Origin of the sequence: Flavimaricola marinus, assembly GCF_900184895.1 — a bacterium.
Lineage (GTDB): Bacteria > Pseudomonadota > Alphaproteobacteria > Rhodobacterales > Rhodobacteraceae > Flavimaricola > Flavimaricola marinus.
Genome location: NZ_FXZK01000014.1, coordinates 1 through 12,118, shown reverse-complemented (window position 1 = coordinate 12,118; position 12,118 = coordinate 1). Strand labels below are relative to the sequence as shown.

The window sequence follows — 12,118 nt, the reverse complement described above, 5'->3', positions numbered from 1 at the left end:
TCCCTCATCGGGGGCGGCCACTCTCCAGAATCTGTTAGCCAGGCAAGGTCCTTTTGCCTGAGAGTTTACCGGGGCGGATGCTCCTTCGGCACCGATACCAACCCACGAACGATTGGGACCGGGTTCTCCCGAACCTGACGTGATATCGATAGCCGGGACGGCATCGTATTGGCAAGGCCCAACAATCACTGTCTGTGTCCTGCCGCGGCCCTTGCCGCGATCACGGGCCGGTGACGATTGCTTTTCAGGCTTTGCGTTGCGGGCCTGCCGCCCTACATTCACCAATAACGCAGCGGGCAGACGGCAATCCGGTCGCCCGGGGTTTGGCAATACAAAGGGAGCATCCCGTGCAATCACAGGCAATCGCAAAGACAATGACACACGATCAAGCCGACACTTACTGGCCCCGGCTGTTTCTTGGCGGGCTTGCCGTGGGCGCCGTATTGGCTCTCGGTCAGGCTCTGCCAGTGTCCGCACAGGAAGCTCTTCCCGTCGAGACGATGGACGACGGTCGTCCCATCAGCTTTGCCGAACTTGCCGAGATGGTCAGCCCTGCGGTCGTGAACATCACCACGTCCACGGTAGTGGCCTCCAGCACGGGCCCAGAAGGCATGGTGCCGGAAGGCTCACCCTTCGAGGATTTCTTCCGCGACTTTCAGGATCGGGGCGACGGTGCGCCCCGCCGGTCATCCGCGCTCGGCTCCGGTTTCGTGATTTCGCCCGACGGCTATATCGTGACGAACAATCACGTGATCGAAGGGGCGGACGAGATCGAGATCGAATTCTTCCCCGGTGGAGGCGAATTGCTTCAGGCGGACCTCATTGGCACCGATCCGAATACCGATATAGCGCTGCTCAAGGTCGATGCGACGGATTTGCCCTATGTGGATTTCGGTGACAGCGACGGACCGGGAAGCCGGGTCGGCGACTGGGTGATGGCGATGGGCAATCCACTGGGGCAGGGCTTTTCGGTCAGCGCCGGTATCGTCTCGGCCCGCAATCGGGCGCTTTCGGGCACTTATGACGACTACATCCAGACGGATGCTGCAATCAACCGCGGCAATTCGGGCGGTCCGTTGTTCAACCTGCAAGGCGAAGTCATCGGTGTGAACACCGCAATCCTGTCCCCCAACGGTGGATCGATCGGCATCGGCTTCGCCATGTCCGCTGCCGTCGTCGAGAACGTCGTCGGGCAGCTGCAGGAATATGGCGAGACACGGCGCGGTTGGCTGGGTGTTCGCATTCAGGACATTACGCCGGACATGGTCGATGCGATCGACGGGTTGACCTCGTCCGCCGGCGCAATGGTCACGGACGTGCCTCCCGGCCCGGCGGAGGACGGCGGCGTGCTTGCTGGCGATGTGATCCTGTCGTTTGACGGTCTGATGGTCCCCGACACGCGCGAACTCGTCCGCATGGTGGGCAACGCGCCGGTCGGCACCGACGTCATCGTCGAAGTGCTGCGCGGCGGTGAAACCGTGACGCTGACCATCACACTCGGTCGCCGCGAAGAAGCCGAGGCGGCTGTCCCTGCCTCTGCCGAAGCCGAAGAGCCTGCGGCTCCGGAGGAGTTGGAAATGCTCGGCCTGAGCCTCTCCGAGATCACCGAGGAATTGGCCGATCAGTATGGCATCTCCGAGACCGAGGGCCTCGTCATCACCTCGGTCGAGCCTCTCTCCGATGCAGAGGAAAAGGGCTTGATGGCCGGCGATGTGATCACCGAAGCAGGACAGCAGGCCATCGCGACGGTCGAGGATTTCACGGCCCGGATCGACGCGGCAACGGAGGCAGGGCGCAAGTCGCTGCTGCTGCTGGTGCGGCGGGGTGGTGACCCACGCTTCGTGGCATTGGTTCTCGATACGGATTGATCAGCGGATCGAAACGCATCAGCCCTCATGAAAGGCGCCCTTTGGGGCGCCTTTCTGTTTTCGACGATGCGGTGTCGTCACATAGTGTTGAGCAGGTCGATTTGCTCTGGTGACAGTTCGACGATCCCGAGTTCACGTGCCGTCGCGATCCATAGCAAAGGACTGTCGGGCCCATCATCGCGCTGAAATTCCTGAACCGCGCGGCCTGTCATCGTATCGAGATGACCGTGGACATCCCCGGTGTAATAGCCGCGCGCCTTGAGGGCACGTTGTAGCGTTTGCACGAATTCTACCGTGTAGGCAGGGGGGCAAAGGGTCTCGAAGGCGACCTCCTGGCGTTCGCGGGTGATCTGTTGGCGGATCTCGCTCCGGTAGAACGCAGGGGATATGACGCTGCCATCCTCAGCAATCGTGGCAGGCGCGTCGAGCACTTGCGCGGTCACGGTTTCGATCACTGCCGGAGTGATGTCGCGGCCGAAACAGCGGCCGTCACTGTCGCTCTCGATTTGAGCCGCCATAAAGGCGGGCACCATTTCGGGCACCGCGGACGGTTGTGCTGCACAGGCAGCCAGCGCCAGACCCGACAAGGCCGACATATAGAAGTTTGCTCTGCTCATCAGGCGCGATGACCTGCCTCGTTATTGTTGCCCACAGATTAGCCGGGCAAGGGGCACAGGCCAAGCGCAGAGGCGATACCGCCTTCAACGAGGCGCGAACTGTCGCGGATCCCCCACAGGACAGGAACAGCCTCTGGTCGGCAGCGCAAAGCTTGTCTACATATGCCCCGGATAGATCAGCTTTCGATGGAGACCCAAGGCATATGGCCAAGATTACGTATATTGAGCATGGCGGCAAAGAACATGTCGTCGACGTCTCGAACGGTTTGACCGTGATGGAAGGCGCCCGCGACAACGGGATTCCGGGGATCGAGGCCGATTGTGGTGGTGCCTGCGCCTGCTCGACCTGTCACGTTTACGTGTCTGCCGACTGGGTAGAGAAACTGCCCGCCAAGGATGCGATGGAAGAGGACATGCTCGATTTCGCGTACGAGCCTGATCCTGTCCGATCGCGTCTGACATGCCAGTTGAAGGTCACCGATGCGCTCGACGGTCTCGTGGTGCAAATGCCCGAAAAGCAGATCTGATGCGATTCCCGTCCGCGCTCTTGGTATTCTGCCTTTGGGGCGGGCAGGCGGGGGCGACCCCGACCGATAGTGTCGTGTCGGCCCGCTACACCGAGCCGACGACGCGCTACGATCACGGCATCCTCGGCGACGCCATCGAATGGGGTGCCGTGGGACTGGTCGTCGACCGATGCGCTCGTTGCGCGGTGGGCAACATCCAAACGATCACGCTGCGACTGCCAGACAGCCGGGTGTTCGAAGATGTCGCCCCGCGCCTCGTCGACATGGACGGCGATGGCACCAACGAGGTCGTCGTCGTGGAAACCGACATCGATCGAGGCGCTCGATTGGCGATCTATGGCGGCGACGGTGGACTCGTGGCGGCAACGCCGTTCATCGGGCAAACCCACCGTTGGCTCGCCCCGATCGGCGCGGCTGATCTGGATGGCGACGGGCAAATCGAGGTCGCCTATATCGATCGTCCGCATCTGGCCCGAACCTTGCGGGTCTGGCGCTTTGACGAAAGCGTGCTGACTGAGATCGCAGCGATCGGTGGGTTGACCAATCACCGGATCGGTGAGGCCGACATCGCGGGTGGCATTCGAGAGTGCGGTCAGGGCCCTGAGATGATCGTGGCGAGTGCCGATTGGCGTCACGTGGTCGCGGTTCGGTTTCAGGACGGCGAACTGGTCGGCCGCGAAATCGGTGCGCATAAGAACCGCGCATCGTTTGCCGACGCGCTTGCTTGCCGGTTCTGATCCAATTGAGCGCTACCGCGCATTGCTGATTTTTGAAATCGGAACAGTGCCGCCCTAGCCAAGCCCCATTCCCGCAGCGAGAACCAGAAGCGCTCCGATTTCGCTGAGTTGTTGCAAGGCTCCCAAGGTGTCTCCCGTCTGGCCGCCGATTTTGCGGCGACAAAGAGCGGCCCAGCCCAAGACTATGGCGCAATTGGTCAGCGCGAGCAGGATCGCCACCGAACCCAACAAAAGCAGTCCAACCAGCACGGATATGACGCCGGCCAGAATGGCAGCAATCGGGCTAGGGCGCCCGACCGCCCGACTGAGGCCGCCGCTGCGCGCGTTTGGCAAGAGGGCCATCATGGCAACCATCGGCGCCCGACTCAGTCCTGCGACGGCAATCAGCGGCGCCCAAAGCGCGTCGACCTCAAAGAGCAGCGCAAGCGCATGCCAACGCAAAATCAGCGTCAGCACGAGCACAATGACCCCGTATGCCCCAATTCGGCTGTCTTTCATGATTTCGAGCCTTCGCTCCGGGATCCAGCCGCCCCAGAAGCCATCGGCGCAGTCCGCAAGCCCGTCTTCGTGCATGGCGCCTGTGAGTATGACCTGAGTGGCGAGAGCCAACCCTGCTGCGAGTGTAGGGGCAAGGCCGAACCAAAGCGACAGTGCTCCGACGATTGCCGCCATCGCGCCCAATACGAAGCCTGCGAGGGGCCAAGCCCATGCGGCCCTCGCGCCGCGCTTGGTCGCGCGGTCTGAATCCACGGGAATCGGCAGCCGGCTGAGCAGCCCCAATGCCGCTGGAATGTCGGACCATGCGATCAAGCCGCGCGGGAGCCTTGTCATGCCGATTTCCACCTTCCCTGCCTGCCCGTGTTGTGGGACATGGGGCCATGGATACGCAAAGAGGACCACAATGCCAGCCCCCTTCACGACTCTAACGGAATTCCAGGATTGTCTGGTCGGACTCCCCGATATGGATGGAGAGGCCAATGCTGCCGCCAACGACCGGAACAGCCAGCTAACAAAGCCGCCAGGGGCGCTCGGGCGTCTAGAAGATCTAGCGATCTGGTACGCGGGGTGGAGAGGCCAAGCGCGCCCGACGTTGATGGCGCCGCAGATACTTATCTTCGCAGGCAATCACGGGGTGACGGCGCAAGGCGTGTCGGCCTTCCCCGCGGAAGTGACCGCGCAGATGGTGGCCAATTTTGAGCATGGTGGAGCGGCGATCAACCAACTGGCCAAGACTTTCGGCGCGACGATGCAGGTTCATGCGCTGGAGCTCGACCGGCCGACACAGGATTTCACGCAGGGCCCGGCCATGAGTGAGGCTGACGTCGTCGATGCCTTGCGCGCCGGTTGGGAGGCCGTGGATCCCGGTGCCGATCTGGTCGTCACCGGCGAGATGGGGATTGGTAACACCACTTCGGCCGCCGCGATCGCGGCTGCGCTCTACGGAGGCGACGCTGCGGATTGGACCGGTCGTGGCACCGGCGTCGACGATGCGGGGCTTGCACGAAAAACCGCGGCTGTCGCTGCCGGGCTGGTTCGGAACGCGGCCGACATGACATCGGCCCTGGAGGTTTTGCGGTGTCTCGGTGGTCGAGAAATCGCGGCGATGGCTGGCGCCATAGCCGCTGCGCGGTTCCATCGCATTCCGGTCATCCTCGACGGGTTCATCTGCTGTGCGGCGGCGGCGGTCCTCGCCAAGTCGTCGAACGGTGCGCTGGATCATGCGGTCGCCGGACATCAGAGCGCGGAGGGCGCACATGCGCGGTTGCTCGAGGCTTTGGACAAGCAGCCGATCCTGTCGATGGGGTTGCGTCTTGGCGAAGGGTCCGGCGCGGCTCTCGCCATCGGCGTGATGCAGGCGGCAGTTGCATGCCTCTCCGGTATGGCGACATTCGCCGAGGCAGGTGTGAGCGACGGCTAGTTGCGTGACTTGGACCGGAACCCCTGATCCTTGTTGGCTTCGGGTTTCGGTTCAGTGCTCCCGGTTTCGCTCCGGCTCGCGAAATACGTCTCCAGCTCTTTGCTCAGCTCGCGCGCACGGGCCACGTATTCGGGGTTGTCCTTGGTCGGAACACCGGGCTTCCACAGATCGGCCAGCTCCCGGACGGAAGCGCGGTCATGGTGGTAATGCGTCATCTCGGCTTCCGAGGCTTCATACTCGCTGAGCCCAAGGTTTTCGAGCACGTAGCGACCGGCCCGCAGGGACGAGTCAAACATCTCGCGCACGATGTCGTTGGCGCCGGCCTGATAGAGCTCATAGACATGGACGCGATCATAAGCGCGCGCAACGATGTGAATATCCGGGCGAATTCTGCGGGCATAGGACACCAGTTTGGTCGCAGCCTTGCGATCATCCAATGCGACGACCAGAACCCGCGCGTCTTCGATGCCGGCTGCGTGTAGGATCTCGGGGCGGGTCGGATCTCCGAAATACCCCCGAAATCCAAAGCGACGCATCGTCTGCACCGTTTCGAGGTTGTTATCCAGAATGACGGTTGCGAAACCCGCTCCCTGAACCAGACGGTTCACGACCTGTCCAAACCGACCGACGCCAGCGACGATGACGGTGCCTTGTTCGTCGATCTCGTCCGCCTCCCGGCTTTCCGGTGCTTCGAGCCTGTGCGATAGCGCGTCAAAGAGGATGAACAGGAGCGGCGTGATCAGCATCGACAAGGCGATGATGAGCAGCAGCCATTCGGACAACTGAGCGCCCAGAACGTTTTGTTGCAGCGAGAATGAAACCAGGACGAAACCGAATTCACCAGCCTGCGCGAGGCCCAATGTAAACAGCCAGCGATCTTTGCCTCTTAGCTTGAAGAGCAGCGCCAAGGCATAGAGCACCGCACCCTTGATCACCATCACGGCAAGGGTCAGGCCCAAGATTTGCAACGGAGCGTCGAGCAGCAGGCCAAAATTTATGCCGGCTCCGACGGTGATAAAGAACAGGCCCAAGAGCAGGCCCTTGAACGGTGCAAGGTCGCTTTCCAGTTCGTGCCGGAACTCCGAGTTTGCCAAGACGACGCCAGCGAGAAATGTCCCCAAAGCAGGCGAGAGACCGACCATGCCCATAAGCACAGCGACCCCGACGACCATCAAGAGAGCGAGGGCCGTGTACATCTCTCTCAGGCGGGCGTGGTGGATATAGCGAAAGACCGGGCGGGTCAGGTAGATGCCGGTCAGAATGACGGCGGCGACTGCGCCGAGAGTGACAAGGGTGACGCCCCAACCGGGTAGGCCCTCGACGAGGCTGAGCGCGGCATGCGCATCGTCATGGGCCTCGGTCACGAGATGCATGGAACCGTCTTCTGACAGTTCGACCCGACTTGTGCGGGCGGCCAACAGCGGCAACAGGGCCAGCATCGGGATCACGGCGATGTCCTGGGTCAACAAGACCGAAAAGGTCGAGCGTCCACCGGATGTTTGCATCAGCCCCTTTTCCGATAGGGTCTGAAGGACGATCGCGGTCGATGACAGTGCGAAGATGAGGCCGACCGCAAGCGCCGCGGACCAGCCAAGGTCGAGCAACATCGCTCCGCCCATGATCGCCGCGGTGGTCACCACGACCTGCAATCCGCCAAGTCCAATCAGACGGTCCCGCATATTCCACAAAGCGCGGGGCTCGAGTTCTAGTCCGATCAGGAACAGCATCATCACAACGCCAAACTCGGCAAAGTGCTGGAGATCCTCGGTGCCAGAGCCGATCACCGGAATGAAACCGATTGCAATCCCCGCCAGCAAGTAGCCCAGAACCGATCCAAGCCCCAGGCGTGCGGCCAAAGGCACTGCGATCACGGCCGCGCCGAGATAGATCGAGGCTTGGAGGAGAAAGGCGTCCATATTGCAGCTATTACAACTGACTGTTGGCAAGGCAATCGGAAACAGTCTGCAAATGCGCCATCAGGCACGCAACTGCCTGACTTCTAATCAATCATTTGTGAGAAGCGCCACGGCGCACCCCAAAGCGGCTACATCCGGTGGTCTCTGACACCGGGCCCCGCTTCAGGGTGGCCAAGCGTGGGTCAAGGGCGCTGCTTCCCTGAACACACTATTCATCAATGATGCCAAAAGGTTAATGCCGCGTTAACAATGCGTTCAGTTTTGGGGATTTGTTCGTCTCTAGGTTGAATTCAGAAGTTAGAGCGGCAAAGGCGCGTCGACTTTCAACTGCTCCATGACAATCTGGCTTTGCACGCGAGCAACCGCCGGATGAGCCAAGACGACGTCGTGGATCAAACTGTTCAAACCGGCCAAGTCCGACGTCCAGCATCGCAGCAGGTAGTCAGCTTCGCCTGTCATCGTCCAAGCGCTGACAATCTCTGAGCGGGCTTGAATCAAGGTGGCGAAGCTGCGCGCGTTTTCGGCGCCATGCGTGCCAAGCTGGACTTGTATAAATGCCTGCACGGCCAAACCCACACGATTTGGATCAAGCCGAGCGGCGTAGTGCGTGATATATCCCTCAGTCTCCAATCGCTGCTTTCGGCGTCCCGCCTGACTCGGCGACAGATTGAGGGCGTCACCTAGCTCTTGCGCCGTCATTTGCGCATTCCGCTGAAGTGCGGCCAGCAGGCGGATATCAGTCGAATCAAGCGGCATGCGGGATATCCTCGTCTTTTTGCTATTTCATGCTCGAAACCCGCGCCAATGGCAATATCTGCGCTTCAATAGGCGCACAACGTGTATGCGATTCATCATAGACTGATGCCGAAACACAGGCATGCCAGCAGGAGAATGCAATGGGTCCCTTCCCACACGATGCACCGAAGTCCACGATCACAGAGGCGAACCCGGCGGGCACCGACGGGTTCGAGTTCGTTGAGTTCGCCCATCCGGAACCCGAGGTTCTGCGCGAATTGTTCGGCAAGATGGGCTACGTCCATGTCGCGACGCATAAGTCCAAAGACATTCAGCTATGGCAGCAAGGCGACATCACCTACGTCATCAACAATGAACCCGGTTCGCACGCTCGAGCATTCGTGGAGGAACATGGTCCTTGTGCGCCGTCGATGGGGTGGCGGGTCGTGGATGCTCAGCACGCTTTGACACATGCGCTCTCGAAGGGGGCAACCGAGTATACGGGGGACGGTAAAACCATCGACGCTCCGGCCATCATCGGTATTGGTGGCAGCTTGATCTATTTCCTCGACACGTATTACGAAGCAAGTCCGTACAACGAGGAGTTCGATTGGGTCACGGATGCGCACCCGAGCGGCGTGGGCTTTTATTACCTCGATCACCTGACCCACAATGTCCACAAGGGCAATATGGACAAGTGGTTCAAGTTCTACGGCGATATCTTCAACTTCCGCGAAATCCGGTTCTTTGACATCGAAGGCAAGTTTACCGGCTTGTTCAGCCGTGCGCTCACATCGCCTTGCGGACGTATTCGCATTCCGATCAACGAGGACCGAGGCGAGAAAGGTCAGATCGTCGAGTATCTCAAGCGCTATAACGGCGAAGGGATCCAGCACATCGCCGTGGGTGCGCAGAACATCTACGAGTCGGTCGACGAGATTGCCGAGCGAGGGATCAAGTTCATGCCCGCGCCGCCGCCAGCATATTACGATCTCAGCAAGTCACGTGTTGTCGGTCATGAAGAGCCGCTGGATCGGATGATGAAGCACGGAATCCTGATCGACGGCGAGGGCGTTGTCGACGGCGGAGAGACCCGCATTCTGCTCCAGATCTTCTCCAAGACGGTGATTGGTCCCATCTTCTTTGAATTCATCGAGCGCAAAGGTGACGACGGCTTCGGGGAGGGCAATTTCAAAGCGTTGTTCGAGAGCATCGAGGCGGATCAGATTGCACGGGGTGTGCTGGACGATACTGCCGCCGAATAGGCCGAGTAGCTGCTAGATTGAAGGAAACGGCCAGCTGCAACTGCAGTTGGCCGTTTTCGTGCGCACAGATCGGTCGTCTAGCCGCTTGGAATTTGCAGGGTAACGGTTCTGCCGCGCTTCACATAGTTCAACGAGTTGTCGCCAATCGCCGCCACCTGTCCGCCATCAAGGCTGTCTCCGACGCCGACCCGTACGTAGCGGCCGTTGCCCAGACGGACGAGCGCCCGGCGGTCATTTGGCCGTCCGTAGACGCCGATCAGGTTCACGTTCCGCAAATTGATCGCATTGTCGGTCGTGGCGGCACTGGCGACGCTGCTCGACACCGGCCCGGTCGGCTGCGCGGCAGCCGAGGAAACCGTTTCGGGCTGCGGCGCACTCGCGGCAGGCTGCTCGCGAGCGGCCCGTGTTTGAGCTTGTGAAACGACTCGAGAGAAGTTCTGCGGCCGTGCGTCTGGGCGGGATGCACGGGCCACGGCTTGCGGCGTCGCTGTGGCGAGGGGATCCGGTGCCGAGGCCACGATGGCAGCCAGAGCGGATTGAACATCAGGCTCTGCAGGGGCTTCCTCGGCGATCTCCTCTTCTTCTTCTGGAGGTGGCGCAGGTGCAATGGAGGCTGGGCGAAGTGAGGGTCTGGGCCCGGCAAATGCCACCTGCTCCGGCTCAGGCGCCGCTTCTTGAGGGGCAAGATCAAGGGGTCGTGCCGGTGGTCGCAGGCCATCGAGGCTGACAGCACCAGCGGTCGAGACGCGCTCGACAGCATCGGATGCGGGTGCCTCTGTCTGCTCTGAAGCGGGCAGTGCCGCCAAGGCGTCTTCGGGCGAAATCGGGAGCGTTGCGTCGTCGGCCGAGGTCTCGGCTTCGGTGGGGGACGGTTGCGCATCCGATGCGGGTTCGGTCGCTTCTGGCAATGTGGCTTCTTGCTGAGGCGCGATTGTATTTGGCCTTGTCGGAGGCACAACTGCCGGGCTCCCGGCGTAGATCAGCATTCCGTAGGGGGTGAGGGTGCCCGCCTCGGTCGCAAGGATCAAACCACGTGGGTCTCGCGGGAATGCCACATCCGGTGGGGGAGGCGTGATCTGAACCGGCAAGGTGCTGTCAGGCGCCAGTTCGCCCAAGCTCGGCAGTGTGTCTGCCGAACTTCGCACGACGCTCGCGTCCTGACCGGCAAACGACAACTCTCCCAAGCTGTCAGATTGCGGCAAGAGCGGTAAGCGTGGCGCTCTGAGCCAAACACCGGTGGCGGCGTAAAACCGATCCGCAGCGGCCGGGCTCAAAACTTCGCCTGGGGCAATGTTGACAGCCTCGGCTGGCGTCGCCAGAGCGGTTGTCGCCAGTTCATCCGGCTCAGGGGTGACTTCATCAGTCGACGAGATCAGATCCTCAGCGGCCGGAGTGGTGTTTTCCTCTACGTCCGGGTTTTCCTGCAAAACAGGTGCGGCATCGGGTGAAGAGGTAATTGGGACCGATGTCTCGGTAGGGGTGTCAGATGTCTGCTCCGGAGCCGAAGCAGTTGCGGCTGGCTGGTTCTCGCCGGTGCCGAACAATCGCCCCAGACCGCCATCTGAAAGCGTGGCCCAAGCAGCTACGCCGGCCAGAACAAAAAGCAAAAGGGCGGTCAGGATCAAACCAAGAAATCTGGGTTTCCCTCCGACGATCTTTTCTTCTTTTTTGCGGGCGCCGAAGATTGTCAGCTGATCTCGCTCACGCTTGCGCGCTGCGACCTTCGCGTCGACCGGTGCTTTGGCCTTTGCCGTAGCGGATTTCGCATCCTTCTTGCGCCGGCTGGAGAAGAAACCGCCGTTGGATTGTTTCGGCTTCGTATCGAACGCATTCGCACCGCCGGCTGGAGGAGTGCGTTGTGTTGACTGAACCGGATCAAGACTTGCCCCAAGACTCGGGGTTGGGCGGACGATGTCCACCTTGCCGGGCGCGGAAACGGCGGCTTTGAGCGCCGCTTGAACCCTGGGCGATGGCACCACTGTTCGTGTCGCGGGCGCGAGCTGCGGCGCGTCTCCGTCAATCGGCGCGGATGGACCAGCTCCGGCACGGATCGAGGGGGCCGGTGAAGGCTTGTCGTCCGATGTGGAGGCAACAGGGGCAACCACCGGATTCGGAGACGGAGAAACAGCCGAAGTGGGACGCGGAGCGTCCGGCGCCGGCATGAACGATGGTCGGCTGATCGGAGGCGGCACCGGGGTATCGCGCACCGCAAGCGGTTTCGCAGGGCCTGATGGCTCCACGGCAGGTCTTGCCGTTTCACCGACCGGCGGCACGTCGGTCGGGGGCGCGCCCGGTGGAGAGCGACGATCGACACGCAAACCCGCAAGCCGGGAACTGAATACCGGTTCCTCGGGATTTTCGGGCGTAGCAGCTTGCGGAGGCATCGCTCTGGCCGCAATCTTCTCTGGCTCTGGCTCTGGCTCTGGCTCTGGCTCTGGCTCTGGCTCTGGCTCTGGCTCTGGCTCTGGCTCTGGCTCTGGCTCTGGCTCTGGCTCTGGCTCTGGCTCTGGCTCTGGCTCTGGCTCTGGCTCTGGC

General features: G+C 61.4%; 10 protein-coding genes and 1 riboswitch. Of the genes, 5 read left to right on the top strand and 5 right to left on the bottom strand.

Features of this window, described 5'->3' with window-relative positions; all coding sequences use genetic code 11:
* Positions 1-35: 35 nt before the first annotated feature.
* Positions 36-141: riboswitch (glycine riboswitch) on the bottom strand.
* A 233-nt stretch (positions 142-374) separates the two neighbouring features.
* A complete protein-coding gene (locus LOM8899_RS20200) occupies positions 375-1,868 on the top strand; it encodes a Do family serine endopeptidase (RefSeq protein ID WP_093994061.1) in 1,494 nt (497 codons plus the stop codon).
* Between the two features lie 77 nt (positions 1,869-1,945).
* On the opposite strand, the gene LOM8899_RS20195 is transcribed toward LOM8899_RS20200, so the two are convergent.
* Entirely contained in the window at positions 1,946-2,485 is a 540-nt protein-coding gene (locus LOM8899_RS20195) for a peptidoglycan-binding domain-containing protein (RefSeq protein WP_245820653.1), read from the bottom strand.
* 203 nt (positions 2,486-2,688) lie between these two features.
* On the opposite strand from LOM8899_RS20195, the gene LOM8899_RS20190 reads away from it, so the two are divergent.
* Entirely contained in the window at positions 2,689-3,012 is a 324-nt protein-coding gene (locus LOM8899_RS20190) for a 2Fe-2S iron-sulfur cluster-binding protein (protein ID WP_093994060.1), read from the top strand.
* The gene (locus LOM8899_RS20185; RefSeq protein WP_093994059.1) at positions 3,012-3,749 is read left to right on the top strand and encodes an FG-GAP repeat domain-containing protein; all 738 of its coding nucleotides are present in this window, start codon (positions 3,012-3,014) and stop codon (positions 3,747-3,749) included. The genes LOM8899_RS20190 and LOM8899_RS20185 overlap by 1 nt, the downstream gene beginning before the upstream one ends.
* A 54-nt stretch (positions 3,750-3,803) precedes the next feature.
* Here the strand turns inward: LOM8899_RS20185 and cobS are convergent, their stop codons facing one another.
* Positions 3,804-4,580: an adenosylcobinamide-GDP ribazoletransferase gene (cobS, locus tag LOM8899_RS20180; protein WP_093994114.1), complete on the bottom strand. Its 777-nt coding sequence runs from the start codon at positions 4,578-4,580 to the stop codon at positions 3,804-3,806.
* Positions 4,581-4,650: 70 nt separating this feature from the next.
* Here cobS and cobT point away from each other — a divergent pair, with 70 nt between their 5' ends.
* A complete protein-coding gene (gene cobT / locus LOM8899_RS20175) occupies positions 4,651-5,667 on the top strand; it encodes a nicotinate-nucleotide--dimethylbenzimidazole phosphoribosyltransferase (RefSeq protein WP_093994058.1) in 1,017 nt (338 codons plus the stop codon).
* On the opposite strand, the gene LOM8899_RS20170 is transcribed toward cobT, so the two are convergent.
* On the bottom strand, positions 5,664-7,583 hold the full coding sequence (locus tag LOM8899_RS20170) for a cation:proton antiporter domain-containing protein (RefSeq protein ID WP_093994057.1): 1,920 nt from the start codon (positions 7,581-7,583) through the stop codon (positions 5,664-5,666). The genes cobT and LOM8899_RS20170 overlap by 4 nt on opposite strands.
* Before the next feature lie 297 nt (positions 7,584-7,880).
* Positions 7,881-8,339, bottom strand: a complete 459-nt coding sequence (locus LOM8899_RS20165; RefSeq protein ID WP_093994056.1) for an Lrp/AsnC family transcriptional regulator — start codon at positions 8,337-8,339, stop codon at positions 7,881-7,883.
* Positions 8,340-8,479: 140 nt separating this feature from the next.
* Here LOM8899_RS20165 and hppD point away from each other — a divergent pair, with 140 nt between their 5' ends.
* Positions 8,480-9,583 (top strand): 4-hydroxyphenylpyruvate dioxygenase, encoded by a 1,104-nt coding sequence (gene hppD, locus LOM8899_RS20160; RefSeq protein ID WP_093994055.1) that lies wholly within the window; start codon positions 8,480-8,482, stop codon positions 9,581-9,583.
* 77 nt (positions 9,584-9,660) lie between these two features.
* Here the strand turns inward: hppD and LOM8899_RS20155 are convergent, their stop codons facing one another.
* Positions 9,661-11,208, bottom strand: coding sequence for a hypothetical protein (locus LOM8899_RS20155; protein WP_133065080.1), 1,548 nt, complete (start codon positions 11,206-11,208; stop codon positions 9,661-9,663).
* Between the last annotated feature and the right edge of the window lie 910 nt (positions 11,209-12,118).